This is a genomic window from Candidatus Eisenbacteria bacterium (assembly GCA_035577985.1).
In the GTDB taxonomy this organism is placed as follows: Bacteria; Desulfobacterota; Binatia; order DP-6; family DP-6; genus DATJZY01.
Map to the genome: position 1 here is coordinate 14,783 of DATJZY010000118.1, position 24,243 is coordinate 39,025.

Here is a 24,243-nt window from a genome sequence, read left to right on the forward strand (position 1 = left end):
GCCCCGACCCCGCCCGCCGTCCCTGCGCGGCCGCGTCCTTCGCGCACCGGCGCACGGGGCTCCGACGAAGGTCGCGAGACAAACGCACGTCGAGGCTCACGTCAGCAGCCAAGGCCGAGCTTCGTCTCGTCGCACTTGGAAGCGGCTTCGCCGGCCCGCTGCGCGAGCGCAGTCGCGAGCGCCGGACTCAGCTGGCGGCCGGCCAGTCGGTTCGCCGTTCGCTGGAGGCTGCGCAGCTGCTTTGCGGCCGCGGTGAGGAGGCGCTTCGCCTTGGCGCACTTCGAGCCCGCCGCCGATTGCGCGAGGCCGACCTTGGCGGAGAGCTTCTCGAGCTTCTTCTGCATGCGCGTGCGGGCGCGCGGATTCGTGCCACCCGTGGTGTCGGCCAGGACCTTCGCGTGCATGTCCTCGAGGCGGCAGAGGATGGACGGGAAGCCGCTCTTCTGGTCGTTCTTGCAGCCGTCGGCGTCGGCGCAGGTGTCGTCGGTGCAGACGTCGCCGTCGTCGCAGTCGAGGACGGGCTGCACCTGACACGTACCGGCGACGCACTGCTCGGCGCCGTTGCAGGCCTGGCCGTCGTCGCAGCCCGCCACGCCCGTCCCGTTCTTCGGCGTGTGCGTGCATCCCGACGCCTGGTCGCACGTATCGTCCGTGCACGGGTTGTTGTCGTCACAGTTGGGAACGACGTCCTGGCAGCGGCCGGCGACGCACGCCGTCGAGCAGCGCGGACCGCATTCGAACGGATCCGTGCCGGAGCACGGCGTGCAGGTCGGGTCGGGGACCGGATGATCGCAGCCGTTGCGATCGAGATCGCAGGCGTCGGCGGTGCAGACGTCGTTGTCGTTGCACTGGCTGCTCGAGAGGCAGCAGTCGGTGATCGGCGTGTGGGTACAACCCTGCTCGTCGCTGCAGAGGTCGGTCGTGCACGGGTTGTTGTCGGTGCAGTCGGTCGGCGCGTCCGGCACGCACGTCGAGCCCGTCGAGCCCTGGCAGGTGGCCGGATTGCACGTCGTGCCACAGGCGGCGCCGGGGCTCGGCGTGGGCCCGCCGCAGCGGCGCGTAGCCAGGTCGCACGGCCCGTTCGTCGTGCACGGGTTGTGATCGATGTCGGTGCAGTCGTTGTTGTCGCTGCAGCAGTTGCCGGAGGCGACGTTCGTGCAGCGGTTGCCGACGCAGGCGTCGTCCGTGCACGGATTGTTGTCGTTGCAGGTCGAGGCGTCCGTGCAGCAGGTCGGATCCGCGACGTGCTGGCACCCGAGCTGCGAATCGCACACGTCGTTCGTGCACACGTCGTTGTCGACGCACGCGATCGCCACGTGCGTGCACGCGTGCGCGCTGCAGCCGTCGGTCGTGCAGGCGTCACCGTCGTTGCAGGCGGCGGGCGTGTTGCAGCAGCCGGGAACCGGCGACGCCTCGCAGAGACCGGTCGACGGATTGCAGGAGTCGGTGGTGCAGACGTCGTTGTCGTTGCAGACGACGGGCGTCGCCGGCTGGCACACGCCACCCTGGCACGCGCGGACGCCGTTGCAGAGGTCACCGTCGTCGCAGTTCGCACCGTTCGTCTTCGGCGGGTTGCTGCACACCACGTTGCACACGTCGTCTGTGCAGGGGTTGTTGTCGTCACATTCGGCGGCGCTCTGGCAGGCGCCGGCACCCTCGCACTGCCCGTTGGCGGGGTTGCACACCAGCGGCTGCTGGCAGGTCACGAGCGTTCCCGCCTGGCACGCAGTGCCGACGCACCTCTCCGCACCCGTGCAGGGATTTCCGTCATCGCAGCCGGGAACTCCGAATCCATTGCCGGGCACCGGGCTGTGGAAACACCCCGTCACGTCGTTGCAGCCATCGACCGTGCACGGGTTTCCATCCGATCCGCAGTTCGGTATCGAGCCCGGCGTCGGGACGCAGAGGCCGGCCTGGCACGCTTCGAGGCCGTTGCAGACCGTGTTGTCGTTGCACGCGAAGCCGTTCGGCTTGTAGGCGATGGTGCACCCGACGGCCGGGTCGCAGGCGTTGTCGGAGCACGGGTTCGTGTCCGTGCAGTGATGGATCCGGCAGCGGTCGTCGCAGAAGTCGCTGCCGCTGCAGAACGGGCCGCCCGCGCCGACGTCGCACGTCTCGGGGAACTGGACCTGGTTGTCGCCGCACTGCGGGCACGGGTCGAGGCATCCGGGCGGCGAGTTCTCCCCCGTGCAGGGCGCGCGGACGCAGCCGTTCGCAGTGATGGTGCCGTCCGTGCAGGCCCCGGCGCTGCGTGCGGGCACGAACGTGCCCTGGGCGAGCGACGGGGTGCTTCCTTCTGGGAACGTGAGCACGTTGGCGCCCGAGGCGCGGAGCTGGCCGGCGATAGCGAGGCCCGTCCTGGCGGTGACGACGTTGGTGCTGCCGGTGTCGCCGGTGACGTCGATCGACGAGCCGCTCGCGATGTTGACCGTGCAGCCGTCGATCGCCACCTGGGCGCCCCCGAACTGGCCGTGGCCGTTGGCGTTGATCGTGCCCTGGAGCGTGAAGTCGCCGGCGACCCGTGCGATCCCGAACTCGTCGATGCCGGCCCGCAGGACGATCGTGCCGCCGACGCCCTCGGGGCTGCCGTTCGCGATCAGCTCGGCGCTGGGCCCGATCGTGAGATTGCGGCCCGCCTCGACGTCGATGCCACCGGCGCTCGAAGCGTCGGCGCCCGAGGTGTTGAACGAGACGTCGCCCTGGATGGCGATGGCGCCACCGGCCGTGACCGTGATGCTGCCACCGTCGGCGTCGAGACCACCCTTGCTCTCGACGTTGCCCTCGATCGTGACGTCGCCGCCGGCGTCGATGCCGATGTCCTCGGCGGAGTAGACGTCGCTCGCGACGATCGCCTTGGTGACGTGGACGTCGCCGTCGGCGGCGATCGAGACCTCGCCGGCGCCGCTGTCGAGGATGCCCGTCGTCGAGATCTTCTTCGAGATGGTGAGGTCCCCCGCCGACGCGATGTCGACGGTGGAGCCGCTCGCGTCGATGGGGGAGTCCATCGTGAGCGTACCGTCCGGGATGCGGGATTCGGTGGTGAGGCTGACGCTCCCGCCGACGCCCACCGTGAGACCCTCGGAGAGCCGCTGCAGCGTCATGGGACCGTTGCTCGCAGTGAGGTCGATCGATCCGAAGTCGTCGCCGGCGCGGAGCTCGCCGAGGACGCTCAGGCTGCCCGTGATCATCGTGATGTCACCGCCGAGGTTCGACTGCACGACGGAGCCGTCGGCGAACGACGCGAGGAGGGGCACGTTCACGCTGATCGATCCGAGGTCGGCCGTGAGGCGACCGCTGCCGCCCAGCGTGAAGTTGCCTGGGCCGCGGAACGACATCTCGCCGCCGCGCGTGCCGGCGGGCGGGAGCGTGCCCTGGTTGGCCGAGAGCGCGATCTGGACGTTGATGTCGCCGGCGGTCGTGGAGACGTCGATGACGCCGCCAGCCGCCGCGGGGCCCCCGCTCGCCGTGACGCTCCCCTTGCTGAATGCGACGGGGCCGTCGGCCCGGATGGTTATGCGGCCGCCGGCACCGGCCGTGCTCGATGCGTTGATGATCGCGCTGTTCCCACCCTGCTGGCTGTAGGCGAGGCCGGTGAGGCCCGTCGTCACGATCGTGACGTTGCCCGCGGCCGCGCCGCCCGGCCCGCGCACGTCGATGAGACCCGTCAGCGTGACGCTCTTCGCCATGAGGGTGATGGTGCGCCCCTGGGCGGCGACGGTGCCGCTGATGGTCAGGTTGCGGGTGCCGAAGTCGAAGGTGCAGGTGGGCCCGGTGACGGTGAGCGTGTCGATCGTGCAGCCCGCCACCGTACAGCAGGAGGGGTTCGAGATCAGCGCACTCGCATCGCAGCCCGACACGTTGCATGCCGCGTCGGCGCGGGCCGCGAGCGCGGAGAGAAGAAGGAGGGTGGCGGTGGATGAAAGGATGCGGCGGAAGAGGGTGACGTCACGAACTCGCAGCACGCGGACCTCCGGTTCCAGCGTCGAGGTATATCGGGGGTGATCGAAGCCGTAAATCGTGGTTCGCATAGCAAACGCCGGGAAAATGCGTCATCGTACGGACGTCCTGACAGGATTGCGTCGATGTCGGTCGAAAGGTGCTCGGATCTGCACGGCCGGGGCGTGGCACCCCCCTTGCACCTGCCATCCCGCGAATGCGCTCGAGTCGAAACCGTGGCTTTACGCTGATCGAGCTTCTGGTGGTGGTCGCCATCGTCGCGATTCTCGCGGCGATCGCCATCCCGCAGTTCAACTACCAGCAGCGAGCCTTCGACGCCCGGACGGTGTCGGACCTGAAGAACGCGGCGACCGGTCAGGAGACCTACTTCGCCGACAACTTCACCTACTCGAGCAACTGCCTGACCCTCCCCGGCTTCAACGTGTCGGCTGGCGTCGTGTTCTCGGTGTGCAACGGGACGGCCACCGGGTTCGTGATGACCGCCACGAACACGTCCGGGACCAAGACCTGCACCTGGGACAGCAGCGCGAGCCCGCCCCTCAGCTGCATCTGAGCAACGGCGCGTAGAGCTCCAGCGCTTGCGCCAGCTCGCCCCCGCGTGTACCCAGCGGCGGATGGTGAGCACCGAGATGGTGCGCGGCCGCATAGAGCAGGCCCTCGCGGGTGCTCGTGCCGAGGTCGTGGATACGACCGGCGCGGGCGACCATTTCGAGGTGAGCGTGACGGCGCCCGCGTTCCGCAACCTCGGGCTCGTCGACCAGCACCGCCTCGTCTACGAGGCCCTGGGCGACCTCATGAGCACCATCCACGCCCTGTCCCTGCGGACGAGCGTGCCGTGAGGGATCGACGATCAGAGGGGAGACCGTGCGATGAGTGACGTACTGGACGAGATCGACCGCGAGGTGAAGGACCATCCGGTGGTCGTCTACATGAAGGGGACGCCCCGCTTCCCGATGTGCGGGTTCTCGGCTGCCACGGTCGAGGTGCTGAACGAGCTCGGTGTGCCGTACAAGGCCGTCGACATCCTGGCCGAAGGCGCGAAGCGCGAGGGCATCAAGGCGTACACGAAGTGGCCCACGATTCCCCAGGTGTTCGTCGGCGGGAAGTTCGTCGGCGGCTGCGACATCGTGCGCGAGATGCACGCGAAGGGCGAGCTCGCGCCGCTCGTGAAGGCCGCAACCGCCGCCAAGGCATCCTAGCCTGCGCGGCGGCGGAGGCCGCCACAGGATTGCAGGGTCCAGCGCTCGTGCAGCCAGTGGTTGGCGAGCTTCTGCCACTCGCTCGCCACGATCTTGGCGTCGCGCCGCACGCGGTACCAGCGCGGTCCCGCGAACGTGTCGGTGGTGCTCGGCTGGACGCTGACCGCCACCCGGGGGCCGAGCGCGCGGCGCAGGATCAGCCGCGCGCGGCGCGTGTGGGACGGCGACGTGACGACGACGAGCTGATGCACGCCGGTCGTGCACGCCCAGCGCGCGATCGTTCGTGCCTCGCCGGCGGTCGAGGGCGCGCGACGCCGCAGCGTCACGATCGCGCTCGCCGGCACGCCGAGACCCTCGAGCGCCGTCCGCGCGAGCGCATCGGAGTCGGGGAGGGCGACGCCCGCCTTGCGGAGCGCCACGTCGCCCGGCGGCAGCGCCTCACGCGTCACCACGACGCGTGGCGCGAGCCCCTGCCGGTAGAGCGTCGCGGCCTCGAGCGTCCGGTCGCGCACCGAGCCTGCGAGCACCACGATGGCATCGGCCGTGGGCGGCAGCGGATCTGCGACCACGAGGAAGCTTCCGAGCGCCGGCACGAGCCACAGCCAACCGACCCCCGCGAGCACGAGGGCGCCCGCCACGAGCCGCGCGCGCATCGGGGGCGAGGCTACGGAGGGCCACCGCGCCCTGCAAGCGACGGTTGACGCGGGATGGGGCGGCGCGCTCTCTATCGGCATGCGCTCGGTTCAGACGGTGACGGGCTCCGTCACGGCGGACACACTCGGCACGACGCTCATGCACGAGCACCTGCTGATCGGCTGGCCCGGCTGGGAGGCCGACGCGGCGGCCGACGGCGGCTCGCGGCGCGAATACGTGGCGCAGTGCGTGGAGCGCATGCAGGAGCTGAAGGGACACGGCCTGCGCACGCTCGTCGACCCATGCCCGATAGACCTCGGGCGCGACGTGGAGCTCATGGCGGAGGTCGCCCAGAAGAGCGGCGTGCACATCGTCTGCGCGACCGGCCTCTACAAGGAGGACGAAGGGGCGCCCGTGTACTTCAAGTTCCGCACCCACTGGGGGGACGCGCTCGCCGAGATGACCGAGCTGTTCGTGCGCGAGCTGACGCAGGGCGTGGGCGAGACCGGCATCCGCGCCGGCGTCATCAAGGTCGCGACCGGCGTCGGGCGCATCACGGCGTACGAGGAGATGGTGCTGCGTGCGGCCGCGCGGGCGCACGAGGAGACGGGGGCGCCGATCACGACCCACACCGACCAGGGCACGATGGGTCCCGAGCAGCTCGACATCCTGCTCGGCGAGGGCGTACCGCCGCAGGCGATCGTCGTCGGGCACTCGTGCGGACAGAGCGACGTCCACTACCACCTCCAGATGCTCGATCGTGGTGCGACCCTCGGCTTCGACCGCTTCGGGCTCGACATCCTGCATCCGGATCGCGAGCGGCTCGCCGTCCTGATTGGTCTCCTCGGCCTCGGCTTCGAGCGCCAGCTCGTGCTGTCGCACGACACCGTGTGGTGCTGGCGCGGTCGCGCACCGAAGCTGCCTCCGGACACGCTGACCCACTGGAAGCCGACCTACGTCTTCGAGACCATCGTTCCCCGCCTGCGCGCTGCCGGCGTGGCCGACGGCAAGATCAAGACGATGCTGGTCGACAACCCCCGCCGCTACTTCGCGGGCGCCGCCTAGCGGGCGAGGATCGCGACGCAGGCGTTGGCGCCACGTCCAACCGTGTGCGCGAGGCCGACGCGCGCGCTCGGCACCTGACGCGGGCCGCACGCGCCGCGGAGCTGCCAGACGAGCTCCACCACCTGGCCGAGCGCGGACGCGCCGAGCGGCTCCCCCTTGGAGAGGAGGCCGCCGCTCGGGTTCACGGGACGGCGCGAGCGCATCTCGCCGCCGCCGTCGCGGACCCACTTGCCGCCGCCGCCGCGCGGGCAGAGGCCGAGCTCCTCGGCGGAGAGGATCTCCCGCGCGGCGTCCGTGTCCTGCAGCTCGACTACGTCGATCCCGTCGGGGCCGATGCCGGCTTCCGCGTATGCTGCCTGCGCGGCCATGGTCGTGGGCGGCGTGACGTCGTCGTCCGCGATCCCGCAGAGCGGCGTGTGCTCGCCGAGGACGTTTCCCGCGAGGTGCGAGCGGAGCTGCACCGCCGCCACACGGATCGCGGGACCCGCCGCGGGTGGCGTGGCGGAGAGGACCACGGCGGCGGCACCTTCGTTCGGCGAGCACAGCATGAGCAGGCGCAGCGGCTCGCACACGAGCGGCGATGCCAGGACCTCCTCGGCGGTGATCGCCTTGCGATACATCGCGTTCGGATTGTGGACGCCCTGGAGGTGGTTCTTCACCGACACCTGCGCGAGATCCTGCGGCGTCACATCGCTCTCGAACATCAGGCGCTGCGCGCGGAGCGCGAAGTAGCCGGGCGTCGCGGCCAGGCCCGCCTCCTCCCGCCACGGTTCGAAGAACGACGACCGGATCATGCCGCGCGGCATCTTCTCGAGGCCGAACACGAGCACGGTATCGTACACGCCCGCCGCGATTTGGGTGGCGCCGAGCGACAGCGCCGCGCCGCCGCTCGCGCAGCCGGCCTCGAGATTGACCATGGGGACGCCCGAGAGCCCGAGGGCGGTCAGCACCTTGTGACCCGACGCGACGCCGCCGTAGACGCAGCCGCAGAACGCCGCCTGGAAGCCGCCGCGCTGCACACCCGCCTCGGCGAGCGCGGCGCGTACGGCGCCGGCGCCGATCGCGGTGAGGCTCTCGTCGGGGAATCGCCCGAACGGATGCAGGCCCGTGCCGGCGACGTAGACGGGTCTCACGCCGGCGCCCCGGGCGCGAACGCATACGACAAGACGGGCGTCCCGTCGTCGTCGGTGAACAGCGGCTCGATGACGAGCCGCATCGCCTGGCCCCGCCACAGCCGCGCGGCGTCGGGCTCGGTTAGACGCGTGACGACGCGCAGCCCCTCGCGCAGCTCGACGACCCCGAACCCGTACGGCAGCGGTCCGCGGTAGCCGGGCGGTGCGCTCTTCACCACCGTATAGAGGAAGAGCTGCCCCGTTCCCGCGAGCGCCGTCTCGTGGCAGGACGCCCCACCGCAGTAGGGACATGAATCGCTGGCGGGGAAGTGGAGCTTCCCACATCCGTCGCAGCGCCCGGCGAGCAGACGCGGGCCTTCCGGCGTGACGCGAAACAGGCCGTCGGCGATGGGACGCGGCTCCGGCACGGGCGCGGACCCTACGGGACCGCCCATCAAGGCGTCAAGCTACGACCAAAGTCGCAGCGCGTGTCGAATTTTTTTCTCGCCCGGCTCTGGATCGGATGGTAGAGAAACCCGGATGCGATCCAGGACGGATCTCCGCGCGATCGGAGCGATCGTGCTCGTGCTGCTCATGAAGGCGGCGACTGCACGCGCGACGGTTGCCACCGATCTCTGCACCCCCACGGCGGATCCGTGCGTGGTGAACACGACGATTCCGGTCACGACCGGCTCGACGATCGACCTCGGCACGCGCGCGCTCGAAATCGGCGCGCAAGGTACGCTCGACGTCGGATCGGGCACGGTCCTCATCCAGGCGGGCACGGTTCGTCTCCTCCCGGGCTCCAAGATCCTCGGTCGCAATACGACGGCCGGCGGCTCCATCACGATCGTCGCGAGCGGCTCGATCGACATCCAGGCGAGTGGTCCCAGCAAGGGGCGGATCGACGTCACGAGCGAAGGCGACGACGGCGTCATCACGCTGCAGGCGGCGGGCGACGTCACGGTAGCGGGCCAGCTCCTCGCCGTCGGAGCCGACCAGTTCGCGAGCGGAGGCGGCGTCACCATTCTCGCCGGCGGCTCGATCCTCGTCACGCCGTCCGGGGACGTCAGCGTCGCGGGGGGAAGCCAGGCCGAGGGCGGCGACATCCTGCTCGACGCCGGGGGCGGGATCGATCTGCAGAACATCATCGATGCCTCGGGCGGCGACTTCGGCGGCGGCACCGTCGATCTCTCGGCGGACGGCGGCGACGTGATCGTCCGGCAGCAGCTGAACGTTCCGGGCGGCGGATTCTCGGGCGACGGCGGCGAGGTGACGATCGACGCCGGCGGATCGGTCCAGGTGCTCGCGGCGATCGACGGCCACGCGGCGGGCGATAGCGAGGACGGTTCGGGATCGGGCGGCGACGTCGACATCCGCGCGCAGCAGTCGATCACGATCTCGGGCACGCTCTCGCTCACGGCCGCGCCGCCGGACGGCGAGGGCGGCAGCGTGTCGCTCGAGGCCGGGACCACCATCACGGTCGGTGCAGCGCTCCTGGTCGAAGGGCAGGGGATCGACGGGTGCGGTGGCTCGATCATGGTGAACGCGGGCGCAGCGGTGACGCTCGACCGCATCACTGCCAACGGCGGGTCGTGCGGCGGTGGCGACGTGACCGTGCAGGCGCTCGGCGATCTCGCCGTGCCGCAGATCATCAACGCGGACGGCGCGAGCTTCGGCCCCGGAGGCACGATCGTTCTCGACGGGCGCAACGTGCAGGTCTCGAGCACGGTCCGCGCGGCGTCGAGCGACGCCGACGGCGGGAGCATCCTCGTCGAGGGGTGCAACGTCGGTATCGGCGGGGCGGCCGAGCTGCGGACGATCGGCATCGGCGGGAGCAACGCGATCCACGCCAGCGGGCAGGCGACGATCAACGGAGATCTGCTATCGTCGGTGGGATCCGTCCCCGGCACGAATCGCATCGCCTATCGCAACATCGCGCTACCACCCATCGTCGCGGGGGCGACGATCTCCCCGCCCGCGCTGCAGGCGGTCGACGCGATGCTGCCGCCCTGTCCGGCGGCGGGGGCGGTCTGCGGCGACGGCACGGTGGACGCGGGCGAGCAATGCGACGACGGCAACAACGTCGCGTGCGACGGCTGCTCCTCCGCCTGTCGCAGTGAAGGGTGCGGGAACGCCCACCTCGAGTGCGGCGAGCAGTGCGACAACGGGCCGGCCAACGGCACGCCGGGCAACGCGTGCGCGGCCGACTGCACCATCATTCCGACGGCTGGCGGCGTGCAGTCGATCCCCGGCGGACACGGCACGACGGCATGTCAGGTGGAATGGGAGGTCACGAACCCGGGCGGCGAGGTGATCGACGGGTTCCCGTCGACCGAGCAGCGGTGCATCGACGGCGATCCGGGTTGCGATCGCGACGAGGCCGACGACGGCACGTGCACGTTCGACGTCGCCGTCTGCCTGGCGGCGAACGACACGCGGATCGGGGGCTGCCAGCCGACCGGGCTCCAGTACTTCACCCTGCAGAAGCCGAACCTGCTGACGGCGACCGATCCGATCGACGTCGCGAGCGGGACGCGGATTCGCGACGCCGTCGCCGCGCTCGGCGTCCAGGTGCGCGTCGGCTCCAACGTCATCGTGCCGGGCGCGCCGATCGCCGGGCGCGATCTCTGCACGGCGCCGCTGGCCATCGCCGTCCCGCACGGCGCGGGCGTCGTGGGAAGTCGCCGCATCGAAGCGGCGTCGCGCGACCTCGCGGGCAGCCGCATGCGCCGCAACACGGTCGACCTCATCTGCGCGCCGAATCCGTCGGTGTGCGGCAACGGCATCGTCGAGATCGCGGAGCAGTGTGACGACGGGAACAACGTGTCCTGCGACGGCTGCACGCCCACCTGCCGGCGCGAGGTCTGCGGCGACGGCATCGTCGAGTGCGGCGAGCAGTGTGACGAAGGCCCCTCGAACGGGACGCCGGAGAGCCAGTGCACGGCGACGTGCACCGAGAAGGTGCCGCCGCTTCGCATCGCCGGAGGCGGATCGCCGGCGCTCGACTGCCTGGTCGAGTACGCCCTCAACACGACGGCGCCGACCCTCGATCGCGCCGGCCGGCCGTCGAAGAAGCAGGACTGCGTCGACAACGATCCCGCCTGCGACCTCGATCCGACCGTCGGCAGCTGCCGGTTCAAGGGCTGGGTCTGCGTCGGCGGCGCCGATCCGCGCATCGCGTGCCCCGCCCAGACCGTCGCCTCGCTCGAGCTGATGAAGCCGAGCCTCCGCGACGTGGGCCCGCTGGCGGCGCTGCGCACGGCGGCGCAGCAGCGGCTTTCCGCGATCGCACTCCCCGCCGCCGGCGGCGAGGTCTGCACGCAACGCATCGACATCAGCATGCCCGCGGGTCGCCGCCCCCTGACTCTTTCGGTCAAAGGCCGCGACCTCCTCGGCAAATCCGATCGCGACACGCTGAAGGTCCGCTGCCTCGCGCCGCCGACGTAACGGCGCGCGTCGGGGCCGCGAGGTCGGGGGCGCGGTTTCGGCTTCGGCTCCGCCCGCGCGACAACACACGCCGCGCGTCACGGTCCCACATCTCGTCGCGCCGCTTCGGAGGCGCCTCCACCGCGCCCCCGACCTCGCGACGCGACGACGTGGTCGTTGGCGGTCCTAGCGCTTCAGCGGGGTGCCGTATTGGTCGAGGAACGCGACGTCTTCGAGGGGGCGGCGGCGGGTGGGGCCGAAGCGGTCTTGGGGGTGGCCGAGCGGGACCAGAGCGACGGGCTCGAGCGTGTCGGGCAGGGCGAGCAGTGCCCGGAGATCGCTCTCGAAGGCTCGATGCAGCGTCGTGAGCGTCGTGCCGAGGCCGAGGGCGCGTGCCGCGAGGAGGAGGTTCTGCACGGCCGGGAAGATCGACGCGTAGGCTGCGGCCGGCGATCTGAGGCCACCGGCGCCGTCGGCGATGGGGCCGAGGCGGGTATGATCGAGACAGCAGACGATCAGCACCGGTGCGACGCCGATCGTGCGCGAGAGCTCGGCGGCGCCGCGCATCATGCGGGCGTAGTGCGGTGTGTGCTTGAGGTCGCGGTCGGCGTCCGCCTGCGCGGTGAACCGCTCGGCGGCCTCCCACGCCTGGCGATAGTGCCGCCCGATCGCGGCGCGTAGCTCCGGCTTCCGGACCACGACGAAGGCCCATGGCTCGGCTCCGCGCGCCGACGGGGCGCGCGTGGCGGCGGCGAGGACGCGCTCGACGAGATCGTCGGAGACCGGGTCGGGTCGCAGGCGCCGGATGGCGCGCTGCGTGTCGACGACGTCGAAGAAGTCCACCGTGGCTCCCTACGGGCGTTCGAGGATCGTCGTGGCGCCCTGGCCCATGCCTCCGCAGATGGTCGCGAGGCCCCAGCGGCCGCCGCGGCGCCGGAGCTCGAGCGCGGTCGTACCGACGAGCCGCGCGCCCGACGCGCCGACGGGATGTCCGAGCGCGCACGCACCGCCATTGGGGTTCACCCGCTCCGCGTCGGCGACGTCGAAGGCGCGCATCAGGGCGAGCGGCGCGCAGGCGAACGCCTCGTTCACCTCGATGACGCTCATGTCGGCGATGCGGAGGCCAGAGCGATCGAGAGCGCGCTGCGTCGCGGGGATTGCGGAGTAGATGAGGTCGGTCGGCGCGCAGGCGCCGGTCGCGATCGTGTGGATGCGGGCGAGGGGGCGCAGCCCGCGCCGCGCGGCGGCTTCGGCCGACATGAGCAGGCAGACGGCGGCGCCGTCGGCCTGGCCGGACGAGGTGGCGGCGGTGATCTTGCCGTCGTCCTTGTAGACCGGCGCGAGCGCCGCGATCTTCTCGTAGCTGGTGTCGGCGCGCGGTCCCTGGTCGTCCCGGACGGTGATCCGCGTACCCGCCGGATCGAGACCGTCCACGGGGACGATCTCCTCGCGCAACCGCTCGCGCGCGGCGATCGCGCGCTGGTGGCTGCGTAGCGCCCAGCGATCCATGTCCTCGCGCGAGATGCCGAAGCGGTCGGCCAGCCGCTCGGCCCCCTGGCCGCCGTTCAGCTCGATCGGGTTCACCAGGTCGAAGAGCTTCGGGTTCGGGTTCATGGTGGCGAGCATGTGCCCGCCCTCCTTGATGACCGCGTCCATGTCCATGCCGTCGCGGATGGTCGGGATGCGGAAGTGGGTCATGCTGTCGAGCCCGCCGGCGATGTAGACGTCACCGAGACCGCACTGGATCTGCATGGTGGCGATGTGGACCGACATCATCGCTGTCGTGCAGGCGCGCTCCACGCTGAGCCCCACCACGTGCTCGGGAAACCCGGCGAGGTAGGGGATGGCCGTTCCAGGGTGTGCCTGCTCCCCGAGCATCTCGACCGCACCGAGCACGATCCCGTCGACGTCGCCGGCCGCGACGCCCGTGCGGCGCAGGATCTCGCGCAGGACGACGACCGCGAGATCGTCCGAGCGCACCTGCCGCAGCACGCCGCGCCGCGGATCGGCGCGTCCGAACGGCGTCCGCGCGTAGCCGACCAGGACGGCGTCGCGGAGCGCTGGCATCCGCGACGCCTATCGTAGCCGCGCGCCTACTGGCAAACGCCGTTGAAGCAGACGAGCTGGACCGGAGTCGGCGGGCTGCAAGGCGTCAGGTTCGGCACCTGGGTGTGCGTGCAATCCGCCGTCTGCGATCCGAGCGGACCCACCGGCGTGCAGGTGTCCGTCGTGCACGGGTTGGAGTCGTTGCAGAGCTGGGCCCCGCGCGGCACGCAGGTGCCGTTGCTGCACACGTCGAGTGCCGTGCACGGGCTCGTGCCCGCGCAGGAGATGCCGTTCGTGACCGGCAGGTGCTGGCAACCGATCAGCGGATCGCAGCTGTCGACGGTGCACGGGTCGAGGTCGTCGCACCCGGCGGGCGCGCCGCCGATGCAATGACCGCGGATGCACACGTCGCCCTCGGTGCAGAGGCTGTTGTCGGAGCACGTGGTGCCGGTCGTGAGGTCGGTGTGGATGCAGCCGGTCGCCGGATCGCAGGAGTCGGCCGTACAGTCGTTGCCGTCGTTGCACGTCCGGAGCTCGCCCGGCTGGCAGACGCCGCCGAGGCAGGTGTCGGCGCGCGTGCACTCGTCACCGTCGTCGCAGGTGGAGCCGTCCGTCACGGCGACGTGGACGCAGCCCGTCGCCGGATTGCAGTCGATCGTGCAGGGGTTGTTGTCGCTGCAGGTGGGCGGGGTGCCGAGCACGCAGTGCCCGCTGTCGCAGGTCTCGACGCCGTTGCACGCATTGCCGTCGTTGCAGTCGGTGTTGGTCGAGCACGAGCACGTGCACTGGCCGGCCTGGCCGAGCGGGATGCACTCGCCGGGGCACGCCGCGTCGCCGCCCGGCGCCGTCGTGTCGCACACCTCGGTGTTCTGCTTGATGCCGTCGCCGCAGCCGCCGGCGAGCTGGACGAGGCTACCCTTCTGGAGCGTGACCTTGGGCCCGATGAGCTGGCCGACCGCGATGGTGCCCTTGCCGACGACGATCTTGCCCTTCGCGGAGCGAACGTGCGCCTGCACGAACGCACCCTTGCCGAGCTTCGCTGCGCGGCCGGCGACGCTGATGCGGATGTCACCCGGTTGCACCGAGCTCAACGGCGTCGGGCCGAGGATGGAATCGCCCGTCAGGCGGAACGCCTCGTCGACGTTGATCACGACCGGGTTGTCGGCGTACAGGCGGCCGCCGCCGGTCACCTTCAGCGCCGTCACGTCGTAACGCCCGACGCCGGACGCGAAGTTGAGGCCATGCAGCACGAGCGTGCCCTTCGGCTCGACGATGATCGTTCCGTAGGCGCCCGGCGCGAGATACTGCGTGTCGCCGAACGTGACGTCGACGTTCGCGCCGCCGCTCGAGCCGGTCGGGAATGCGGGCAGGGTCGGGAACGAGAGCGGCGGCGTGAACGGAAAGGGTCCGCCGCCGTTCGCGAACGCGCCCGGGAGGACGAGCGCCTCGTTGCAGAACAGGCGGCCCACGTTGCTGCCCGGCAGCAGACGGCAGCGATCGCCGATCGCTTGGCTCTCTCCGGGGAGCGTGGCGGAGGCCCCGACGTACAGGAATCCGCCCGCGGTCGTGACCGCGACGCCGCCGCCGGTCACGTTCGCGTTGGCGCCGACGCGCGCCTGCAGGTCGGCGATGATCGCGAAGTCGCGGTAGTCGTTCGACAGCGTCGCGCACTGACACGCCTCGAGGCTCGGCGGATCGATGCAGCGACCGGGGCACGTCGCGTCGCCGTTGGGGGCGCTTTCGTCGCACGCCTCGCCGGCCTGGAGCACGCCGTCGCCGCACGCAGCGCTGGCCGATTGTACCGCCGCGCCGCCGACACACGTCACCAGCACGAGGAACGACAGGAGCCCCTTCATCGCGGCCCGACAGGGGCAAGACACGTGCCATGCCGAGGGTCGGGAATCGCTGCTGTCCCCCCGAGTTCTGAATGTTTTTTCGCGGTCGGTGGCCCGGCGCGTGGCGCGCTGTCGCATGGTCGCGCGCGTTCGCACGATCCGCTCTGACTTCTGGTCCCTTCGAACGGGCCGTCGAGCCCACCGGACGGCGATCGCGACGCGGGCTACTCGTGCGGTCGCGGCGACGTGCGGCCATGCAAGCAAGTCGCCCGCTCGGACGTGCAATCGCGCAGCCGGACACCGCGTCGTCGCGCGACCGAGTGCTCTTGCAGAGCCGCACTCGTGCTGCGCTGCTGTAAGATTCCACCCTTTGGTCTTACGCGAACGCCCCCTCGTCGTAGTACCCGAACGGGGCAAAAGCCGCGGGTTGTTCGCGAGTTGGATATCAAAAGCTGCGAGCCGGCCGTGGCATATTTCGTGCTGCCCAATGCCGCGCGATGCGCGCTCGTACGCGGAAGACTGTGCTGAGATCGATCCTGGTCCTCTCGAGCGTCCTGTGGGCTAGCCAAGCCCTCGCGCTGCACGAGGAGTCGCCGCCTGCGACGCGCCTCACGAGCGCCGACAACCACGCCATTCCGCAGGGCCGGTCGTGGGGCAACTGGCTGATGTTCTCCTCGACCCAGGACCTCGCACAGATCGGGACCGCCCGCGTCCCCGGGCGCCAGCTGTTCGCGTTCAACATGGGCTACTTCGACTGCTACAACGGGACGACCAAGGTCTGTCCGCCGGGCCAGAGCCAGAACTGCCAGACCACGCCCTGTCCCCCGGCCGGGACCCCGTTCCTGCGGCAGGTGACCAACGGCCCCGGCGACCCCGACAATCCGGCGTTGGGGCTCGCGCCCGACGTCGACATCTGCGTCGGCGGACCGAACGCCGACGCTCTGTGCACGCAGGACTCGCAGTGTCCGCTCGGTGAGTGCTCGCGCAACAAGCCGTGGCTGCTGCACCACAAGCAGTGGTTCGCGTTCGATGCGCTCGGCGTGTTCAACGGCAACACCGGCGCCGCGGCGACCCACCGCCAGGTCTTCCTGAAGAACCTCGGCACCGGCGAGATCCGCCAGGTGACCGCCTCGACCGGCGGCGACAGCACGCTCCCGAGCGTGAACGAGCGCGGTGGCATCATCTCGTTCCAGTCGACCGCGGCCCTCGACGGATTCGCGAATCCCGCCGGCGTGTCGCAAGTGTACCTCTTCCAGCGCGACACGGGCGTCCTGCGGCGCGTGAGCATCGGACGCCCGCCGGTGAACGCCGTGGGCCTCGGGCCCAGCACGAACGCGACCGCGACGCTCGACGGCTCCGGGGTCGTGTTCGAGTCGACGGCGGACCTGCTGGGCGACGGGCACGACACCGGGATCTCGCAGATCTTCCTCGCGCGCTTCGACAAGCGGCTGCACTTGATCACCGATCTCTTCCAGGCGACCCACGGCAACGGCGACAGCCGCAACCCGTTCCACGGCGACTCGCCGGGCAACATCGCGCAGAAGGTGATCGTCTTCGACTCGGTCGCCACGGATCTGCCGGGCACCGCGCTCTCGCCCGGCAGGCAGATCTACGAGGTGACGCTGGACAGCGCGACGGGTGAGCCGAGTCCCAACATCTCGCAGATCACGTCGCAGGCGATCTTCGGCGACTGCCAGGCGCCGCGGCTCGATCCGACCGGCAACCGGTTGGGCTTCATCTGCACCGGCGATCCGCTGCTGAACACCACGACCGGGAACCGGATGTTCATCCTCGATCGCCCCTCGACGACGCTCTACCAGCTCACCGGCGCGGGCGACGTGCAGCCGCCGTTCAGCCAAAACCTCGGGCAGTGGTTCGCCGCCATCTCGACGACGAGCGACCTCACCGGGAACGGGGTGTGCGGCTATCAGATCTACGTCATCGATTACACGGCCGGTAAATGGGCGGCGGCGACCGCCATCGGCCAGCTACCGCCCGACGTCCTGGGTCAGGGGCTCAACTCGGTGATCGGTCTTCGCACCTTCGAGTTCCTGCCGGGCGACGCCACCGCCACCAGCACGGGGAGCCAGGTCGCCGTCGCGACCACCGACGGTGTCGTCACCGCCGGAATCGTGCCGACCCCGACGCAGCCGGGCCGCATCGGTCTCAACATCGGAGCCCCCGACGAGTTCACGGGCGAAGCGAACATCACCGTCGATGCGAACCGCTTCAAGTTCCCGCCGACGGTCGTCCCGGGGATCGGCGCGCTCTGCATCGAGGCGTCGGCGCCGGGCCAGGGCACCATCGACTGCAACGGCGGCAAGACCGGCGGCGACGTCGACGTCTCCCAGGACCACAACACCGACGACGCCGACTTCTACTGTCAGAACGGCTGCCGCGAGAACGCACCTTGTCCGGGCCTGCTCGGCGGCCCGCACCTGAGCGACTGCCCGCGCTGCAGCGCCGCCGGCGCCTGCACGGGCGGTGCCCTGGACGGCCAGGTGTGCGACCCGGACAGCGAGTGCCCCAGCAACGGTATCTGCAACGACGGGACGTGCCCCATCGTCTGCACCTCGGGTGCGTGCACGGGTGGTGAGTCGTGCACCGATCCGGATCTCGTCTGCCAGACCGGTCTCGTCTGCCACCAGGACAAGGAGCCGACGTGCAACGGGCGTCCGGTCAGCACGCAGCTCGGCGTCTACGCGACCGGCGGCACGCGCGTGACGATCCCGGTCCGCGTCACCGTCTCGCTCGATCCCGGACCCGACGACATCTACTGCACGGGTGACCCCGGAGAGCAGTTCTCGAACCTGCACGATCTCGAGGGCGTGCTGCGCCTCACGACGGGGGCGGCGACCAGCACCCTCGCCGACGCGGACAACACGCTCGGGACGAACCTCACCGCGACCGAGGCGGGCGGGATCATCGACTGCGCGCTCGCGCGCACGGGGGACCTCACGGGCGCGCGCTTCGTCGCGACCCTGACGCTCCTCGACGCCAACGTGCTGCCGGGCGTTCGGGACATGCTGGTGAGCCTGCGCCTCAACGCCCGTCCGGGCGTGCTGAGCTCGTGCAGCCCCACCTGCAACGTCGCGGGCGACTGCGACGACAACAACATCTGCAACGGCACCGAGACGTGCACCAACGGCCATTGCGCCGGGGGGACGCCGACGGTGTGCTCCGACAACGACGCGTGCAACGGCGTCGAGACCTGCGACCCGGTGGCCGGCTGCCAACCCGCCACGCCGCCCGACTGCGACGACAACAACGTGTGCACGACCGACAGCTGCGATCCGGCCCTCGGATGCCAGCACGTGGCCGTGGCCGGGACGTGCGACGACTTCGACCTCTGTACGACCGGCGACACGTGCGCGGCCGGTGCGTGCGTCGGGACGCCGACCGTGTGCACCGACAACGATGCGTGCAACGGACTCGAGACGTGCAACCTCGCCACTGGGGCGTGCGATCCGGGGGTGCCGCTCGTCTGCGACGACAACAACGTTTGTACGACCGACACCTGCGATCCGACGCTCGGCTGCGTCCATACGAACAACACCGACCCGTGTGACGACAACAACCTGTGCACCGACACCGACACCTGCGCCGGCGGGGTGTGTGCCGGAACGCTCACCGCGGCCGCGGTCGCCTGCAACGCGGGCAACGGAACCGTGTGCGACGGCCTCGAGATGTGCAATCCGGCGACGGGCGCCTGCGATCCGGGCGTGCCGCTCGCCTGCGACGACAACAACGTCTGCACCGACGATTCCTGCGATCCCGTCCTCGGATGCCAGCACGTGAACAACACCGGGACCTGCGACGACGGAACCGCCTGCACGACGGGTGACACCTGCACGGCCGGGGCCTGCGTCGGCGTGCCCGTCATCTGCGACAACGGCACGGTCTGCGACGGTCTCGAGACCTGCGACGCCGTGCTCGGTTGCCAGGCGGGGACGCCCCCCGACTGCGACGACCTCAACCCGTGCACCGACGACTCGTGCGACCCGATCCTCGGCTGCCAGCACGTCAACAACACGAACCCCTGCACGGACGGCACCGAGTGCACCGTGGGCGACGTGTGCACGGGCGGGCTCTGCCTCGGCGTGCCGCTCGTCTGCGACGACGGCGACGCCTGCAACGGCGCGGAGACGTGCGACGCCTTCCTCGGCTGCCAGCCCGGTACGCCGCCGGCGTGCGACGACAACAACAGCTGCACCGACGACACGTGCGTGTCGCCGGGCGGCTGCGTGTTCACGAACGACGATACGAACGGGTGCACCGACAACGACCTGTGCACCTCCGCCGACGCGTGCGTCGGCGGCGCGTGCGTCGGCTCGCCGGTCGTCTGCAGCAACAACGACGCCTGCGACGGCGTCGAGACGTGCAACGCGACGACGGGCCTCTGCGATCCGGGGACGCCGCTCACCTGCGACGACAACAACGCGTGCACTGACGACAGTTGCGATCCGGGCACCGGATGCGTGAACGCTCCGAACTCGAACCCATGCGACGACGGCTCGGCCTGCACGACCGGCGACACCTGCGCCGCGAGCGCCTGTGTCGGCACGCCCGTGCCGTGCGACGACAACAACGCGTGCAACGGCGTCGAGACGTGCGATCCGGCGCTCGGCTGCCAGATCGGCACGACGCTCGTCTGCAACGACGACGACGAGTGCACGGTGGACTCGTGCGATCCGGACGTCGGGTGCGTGAACGCGCCCTTCCCGAACGTCGCCGTGTGCCGCATGATCGCGCTGATCGATTTCCTGAACGCGACCGACGGCGATCTGCTCGGCGGCGCCTCGGCGAAGCGGCGCCTGCTGCGGCGCGCGAACGGCGCCCTGCGGGCGACCCAGCACTTCTACACCGGCAACCCGCGCCTCGCGCGCAACAATCAGCGGCGAGCGGAGCGGCGACTCAGTAGCTTCGTCCACATCGTCCAGACCGGTCTGATTCGCGGGACCATCGACACACCCACGGGGGATCACATCCTCGATCTCGCGACGCAGGCGGCCCTCGACCTGGCGAACGCGCTGCCATGACGATCACATCTCGCAGGGGGACGGGCCGCATGATGCTCCATCGATCACTGGCTGTCGTGGCGCTCGGCACGCTGCTGCTGGCCGCCCCGGCGCGGGGGGGCAACGTCCACTACGTCGACGACGATGGCATGGACGGGTTCAACTGCGCGGGAGCGCCATTCCGGACGATCAACGATGCGCTCGCGATCTCCGCGAACGGCGACGAGATCCGCGTCTGCCCGGGCGTATATCCGGAGCAGCTCGTGCTCAACCAGGACATCCGTCTGACCGGCGAGGCGTTCGGCAGCCGGCGCGCCGTCATTCGGCCCACGGCGCTGCCCGCGACGCTGCCGAGCCTCGAAGGCGGCAACCCGATCGCGGCAGCCATCCTCATCGACGGGTCGCTCGTCCGCATCACCGACATCGACATCGACCTCACCGACAACACCATGACGGCGTGCTCGCCGATGCTCGCCGGCGTGTACTTCCGCAACGCGAGCGGCTCCGCGATGCGGACGCAGATCCTGAACGCGTGGGTCCCCGGACGGCCCGATTGCGACAGCGGCATCGGCATCTTCGTCGAGAGCGGCGTGACGGACTACGTGCTCGGCCATCCGATCTTCGGGCGTGCGCGCGTCGTCGTCATCGACGCCGCGTTCGACAACTATCAGAAGGCCGGCCTGGTCGCGCACGGTCCGCGGACGGTGTTGAAGGTGCGCGGCGGTCACGCGACGGCGGGCGCGCCGGTCGACGGGGCCGCGGTACCGAACGGCTACCAGGTCGGGCTCGGCGCGCGCGGCAAGCTCGTCGACGCGATGTCGACCGGACACACCACGACGACGGCCGGCAAGCTCGGTGCGGGCATCCTCGCGTGGGATTCGGGCAAGTTCACGTTCCGGCGCGATACGGTCTCGGCGAACCAGGTGGGTATCTTCGTCGCCGGCAACGACGCGCGCGTGAAGCGCTCGATCCTCCACGATCAGACGTCGGACGGCATCGTGCTGCTCGGCGACTCGAACCTCGTGTCGGCGACCGAGATCGACGGGACGAGCGTCTCGGGATGTTTCGTCAACGGCGACCGCAATCTCCTGCGCGGCAGCTTCATCACGCATTCGCCGATCGGCATCTGGATCATCAACGGCATCGGGAACCTGTTCTTCGGCACGAACTTCGGCGACGTCCCGCTGGAGAGCCGCGGCGTCTACGGCGGCGTGCGGCCGCTGACGGAGCAGAACGCGGCCCCGCTGCTCACGAGCTGCAGCGCGACGAGCCTCACCTGCGACGACGGGGACCCGTGCAGCACCGACCTGTGCAACCTGATGACGGGCACGTGCAGCCACGGAGTGACCGTGTGCGACGACGCGATCGAGTGCACGACCGACGTCTGCGATCCGGTCGCAGGCTGCGTGTTCACGCCGGTTCCCGACGGCACCCCGTGCACGACCGGTACGGCGAACGTCTGCACCGGCGGCGTGTGCACCTGAGATAGCTGCGGGCGACCCCCGGGAAGGGGAGTCGCCCGCCTGTGCTCACACCCGGACGCGCGCGCCGGAGCTCAGCTGCCCGGCTCGAGGGTCGCCGTGATCGTCGGCGTCCCGAGGCCGTGCCACTCGTTCCAGTACCCGCTGTCCTTCTCCTTCAGCTTGAAGCTGCTGCCCAGCAGCGCATCGGGGCTGAACAGCCGGAGTCCCTTGCCCCATCCGCCGATGAACCCCTTCGGCCACTCGTAGAAGATCGTTTCGAGGACGCGCGCGCCGGTGCTGCTGTTCGTCATGTCCGGCGACGGCATCGCGCCCACCGCCTCGCATGGGCCGCAGGTGATCTGTCCCCAGAACCAGTCGTACTCGCTGGTGATCTGCTTGGAAGCGAGCTTGTAGCCCGGCTTTTCCACCTCGACGCGGTAGCTGTTGTCGCGCAGCAGACGCACGGTCGCCGGCGTGGTGACCTTGCGCTCCTTCTCTTCATCCAGGAAGCTCGGACCGCGCTCCGAGCTCTGCGCCGAGATCGTGGCCGTGGCGCCCGGCGGATTCGAGTCGATGCGCACGTCCTGGTAGGGACCGTGCACCAAGGTGGCGCAGCCGCCGAGCAGTGCCAGTGCGACCGCAAGGACGAGTGGCTCTCGCTTCATGACCATCCCCCTCTCGTGCCGGGACGCGCGAACGCGATCTCGGCTGTCACGGGAACCAAAACACCGACGTATCGTCGGCCGCAGCTCATTTCTTTCCGAGCACCGACTCCTTGAAGGTCTTCGCGACCGAGAATCCGACCTTCTTCCGCGCGGGGATCTTGATTGCCTCGCCGGTCTGCGGGTTGCGCCCCATGCGCGCCTTCATCTTGCGCAGGCGGAAGATCCCCAGACCCGGAATCTTCACGCTCTCACCCTTCTTCACGCTCTTGGTGATCGTATCGACGAGGTCGTTCAACAGCTCGTCGACCTGCTTGCGGCTGAACCCCGCGCCGTCCGCAAGCTTCGCGACCAGTTGCCCCTTCGTCATCCCAGCACCTCCGATACGTGCCCACAGTGGAGGAAAAGCGCGGCGCACCTTACGGCACGTACATGGCGAGTGTCAAGGAAACCCGCATGGCTCTAGGGCGATCGCGGTGTCCGCAAACACTGGCATCGTCGCGCGACGGTCGTCTGCATTTGCGACGCTTCCGACGAGGGTTTGCCGCAGCCCGCATTGCGGCTGACGTAGACTGAGGCGTCCCAGTGGCACCTCGATTGCAATTGTGCCAAGTTTCGCGAGGCATTCGTGCAAAACGTCGAGACCGGCAGCGTGGACGTGCGCGCACAACTCGAGCGGATCGTCTCCGCGTACACGGAGATCGATCGTCGCTTCACCGCTGCCGGCGGACTCGGCACGGTGCTGGGTCTCTACGAGCAGATCCGCCACGAGCTCGCGCGCGTATCGTACGACGAGCTCGATCGCATGACGCGCGAGATCAAGAGCGTCATCGACGCGTTGCTCAAGATGGACTACGAGCTGCGCAAGGTGAACAACCTCAAGGTCGCCTTCGACGCCGGGACGGTGGGGCCGGGGAGTGCGGGATGAGGCGCGGGAGCGCGAACGCGTCGAGTACGCCTACACCGGACAGGCCGTTTCGGAGCGACGGTGACCACGATCTCGGGTGAGGGTCGTCGCCGTCCGGCGACACAGGCGACGCCGTGGCGTCGTCCGGAGCGATAATCGCAATGGCGCACGAACTCGCGGCCACCCGGCGCGTCCGCAAGGGCGTCTTGCCCAGCCCGACCGCGGCCGGTGAACAGCGTGCGCCCGCGCCCGAAACCCAGCCCGAGTCGCCGGCGACGGCGCCGACCATCGGCGAGCGGGTCGTTGCGGACGTGCGGCACGAGATCGGAAACTACTTCCACAAGCTCTACTATTGGGCCGATTTCCTGACCGAGAGCCGAGCCGGCCGCGGCGGGGACGTGACCGCGACGCAGATGCTCGAAGGAACGATCCGCGGCCTGGAGGACCTGCTGCGCGCGACGCTCGAGTACGTGCGCCCGATCGCGGTCACCGCGATCCGGATGGCGGCGCGCGAGGTGGCGGACGGCATCGTCCGGCAGCTCGCGAGCGCCACGGCCGGGCGCACGATCGTCGTCGACGCGCGCGCCGACCTCGGCGAACGCAGCGTCCAGGTCGATCCCGGACGGCTGTCGCAGGTGCTCGGCCTGGTGGCGCGTCGCCTCGAGACGTGTACGGCGGAGGGGGCCCGCCTGCACGCCACGGTCGGCATCGACGCGCGCGCCGGCGGCGAAGTGCTCGTGGTTCGGATCATCGGAGCGGCTGCAGTCGTGTCCCCCGTGAGCTCGACGATGGCGGAGGTCGAGTGGGCGACGGCCGAGAACGTGGTGCGCACGTTTGGCGGCGAGCTCGTCGTGCAGGACGGTCCGGACGGCGGTACGAGCCTGGCTCTCGTGCTGCCGATTCGCGCCTGATCGCAG

Annotated in this window: 18 protein-coding genes; 9 read left to right on the forward strand and 9 right to left on the reverse strand. The window is 70.2% G+C overall.

Annotated features, from left to right (window positions below; genetic code table 11):
* Positions 1 to 101: 101 nt before the first annotated feature.
* Positions 102 to 3,962: a hypothetical protein gene (locus VMS22_16395; GenBank protein HXJ35613.1), complete on the reverse strand. Its 3,861-nt coding sequence runs from the start codon at positions 3,960 to 3,962 to the stop codon at positions 102 to 104.
* Between the two features lie 191 nt (positions 3,963 to 4,153).
* Between VMS22_16395 and VMS22_16400 the strand changes: the two genes are divergently transcribed.
* From VMS22_16400 to grxD, 3 genes are all read left to right on the forward strand, one after another.
* Positions 4,154 to 4,510 carry a prepilin-type N-terminal cleavage/methylation domain-containing protein gene (locus tag VMS22_16400; GenBank protein HXJ35614.1) on the forward strand — a complete coding sequence of 119 codons (357 nt, stop codon included), beginning with the start codon at positions 4,154 to 4,156 and terminating at the stop codon, positions 4,508 to 4,510.
* Between the two features lie 61 nt (positions 4,511 to 4,571).
* Positions 4,572 to 4,796, forward strand: a complete 225-nt coding sequence (locus VMS22_16405; GenBank protein HXJ35615.1) for a BolA family protein — start codon at positions 4,572 to 4,574, stop codon at positions 4,794 to 4,796.
* 30 nt (positions 4,797 to 4,826) lie between these two features.
* Complete coding sequence (gene grxD / locus VMS22_16410; GenBank protein ID HXJ35616.1) at positions 4,827 to 5,156, forward strand: Grx4 family monothiol glutaredoxin; 330 nt, start codon at positions 4,827 to 4,829, stop codon at positions 5,154 to 5,156.
* On the opposite strand, the gene VMS22_16415 is transcribed toward grxD, so the two are convergent.
* Complete coding sequence (locus tag VMS22_16415) at positions 5,153 to 5,809, reverse strand: YdcF family protein (GenBank protein ID HXJ35617.1); 657 nt, start codon at positions 5,807 to 5,809, stop codon at positions 5,153 to 5,155. The genes grxD and VMS22_16415 overlap by 4 nt on opposite strands.
* Before the next feature lie 79 nt (positions 5,810 to 5,888).
* Between VMS22_16415 and VMS22_16420 the strand changes: the two genes are divergently transcribed.
* Positions 5,889 to 6,854 (forward strand): phosphotriesterase-related protein, encoded by a 966-nt coding sequence (locus VMS22_16420; GenBank protein HXJ35618.1) that lies wholly within the window; start codon positions 5,889 to 5,891, stop codon positions 6,852 to 6,854.
* Here the strand turns inward: VMS22_16420 and VMS22_16425 are convergent.
* Positions 6,851 to 7,987: a thiolase family protein gene (locus VMS22_16425; protein HXJ35619.1), complete on the reverse strand. Its 1,137-nt coding sequence runs from the start codon at positions 7,985 to 7,987 to the stop codon at positions 6,851 to 6,853. The genes VMS22_16420 and VMS22_16425 overlap by 4 nt on opposite strands.
* Complete coding sequence (locus tag VMS22_16430) at positions 7,984 to 8,394, reverse strand: OB-fold domain-containing protein (protein HXJ35620.1); 411 nt, start codon at positions 8,392 to 8,394, stop codon at positions 7,984 to 7,986. Before VMS22_16430 ends, VMS22_16425 begins: the two co-directional genes overlap by 4 nt.
* A 112-nt stretch (positions 8,395 to 8,506) precedes the next feature.
* Between VMS22_16430 and VMS22_16435 the strand changes: the two genes are divergently transcribed.
* Entirely contained in the window at positions 8,507 to 11,416 is a 2,910-nt protein-coding gene (locus tag VMS22_16435; protein ID HXJ35621.1) for a DUF4215 domain-containing protein, read from the forward strand.
* A gap of 165 nt (positions 11,417 to 11,581) precedes the next feature.
* Here VMS22_16435 and VMS22_16440 read toward each other — a convergent pair whose 3' ends face one another.
* The 3 genes from VMS22_16440 to VMS22_16450 are packed head-to-tail and all read right to left on the reverse strand — an operon-like array spanning position 11,582 to position 15,297.
* Positions 11,582 to 12,238 carry a nitroreductase family protein gene (locus VMS22_16440; protein HXJ35622.1) on the reverse strand — a complete coding sequence of 219 codons (657 nt, stop codon included), beginning with the start codon at positions 12,236 to 12,238 and terminating at the stop codon, positions 11,582 to 11,584.
* A 9-nt stretch (positions 12,239 to 12,247) separates the two neighbouring features.
* Positions 12,248 to 13,462 carry a thiolase family protein gene (locus tag VMS22_16445; protein ID HXJ35623.1) on the reverse strand — a complete coding sequence of 405 codons (1,215 nt, stop codon included), beginning with the start codon at positions 13,460 to 13,462 and terminating at the stop codon, positions 12,248 to 12,250.
* A gap of 26 nt (positions 13,463 to 13,488) precedes the next feature.
* Complete coding sequence (locus VMS22_16450; protein ID HXJ35624.1) at positions 13,489 to 15,297, reverse strand: hypothetical protein; 1,809 nt, start codon at positions 15,295 to 15,297, stop codon at positions 13,489 to 13,491.
* A gap of 500 nt (positions 15,298 to 15,797) precedes the next feature.
* Here VMS22_16450 and VMS22_16455 point away from each other — a divergent pair, with 500 nt between their 5' ends.
* Both VMS22_16455 and VMS22_16460 read left to right on the forward strand, forming a co-directional pair.
* The gene (locus VMS22_16455) at positions 15,798 to 20,315 is read left to right on the forward strand and encodes a hypothetical protein (GenBank protein ID HXJ35625.1); all 4,518 of its coding nucleotides are present in this window, start codon (positions 15,798 to 15,800) and stop codon (positions 20,313 to 20,315) included.
* A 32-nt stretch (positions 20,316 to 20,347) separates the two neighbouring features.
* Positions 20,348 to 21,778 carry a right-handed parallel beta-helix repeat-containing protein gene (locus VMS22_16460; GenBank protein HXJ35626.1) on the forward strand — a complete coding sequence of 477 codons (1,431 nt, stop codon included), beginning with the start codon at positions 20,348 to 20,350 and terminating at the stop codon, positions 21,776 to 21,778.
* A 71-nt stretch (positions 21,779 to 21,849) separates the two neighbouring features.
* On the opposite strand, the gene VMS22_16465 is transcribed toward VMS22_16460, so the two are convergent.
* Positions 21,850 to 22,422 (reverse strand): hypothetical protein, encoded by a 573-nt coding sequence (locus VMS22_16465; GenBank protein HXJ35627.1) that lies wholly within the window; start codon positions 22,420 to 22,422, stop codon positions 21,850 to 21,852.
* Positions 22,423 to 22,507: 85 nt separating this feature from the next.
* Positions 22,508 to 22,789, reverse strand: a complete 282-nt coding sequence (locus tag VMS22_16470) for an HU family DNA-binding protein (GenBank protein ID HXJ35628.1) — start codon at positions 22,787 to 22,789, stop codon at positions 22,508 to 22,510.
* Between the two features lie 258 nt (positions 22,790 to 23,047).
* Here VMS22_16470 and VMS22_16475 point away from each other — a divergent pair, with 258 nt between their 5' ends.
* Both VMS22_16475 and VMS22_16480 read left to right on the forward strand, forming a co-directional pair.
* Positions 23,048 to 23,347 (forward strand): hypothetical protein, encoded by a 300-nt coding sequence (locus VMS22_16475; GenBank protein HXJ35629.1) that lies wholly within the window; start codon positions 23,048 to 23,050, stop codon positions 23,345 to 23,347.
* 140 nt (positions 23,348 to 23,487) lie between these two features.
* Positions 23,488 to 24,237 (forward strand): hypothetical protein, encoded by a 750-nt coding sequence (locus tag VMS22_16480; protein ID HXJ35630.1) that lies wholly within the window; start codon positions 23,488 to 23,490, stop codon positions 24,235 to 24,237.
* Positions 24,238 to 24,243 lie beyond the last annotated feature (6 nt).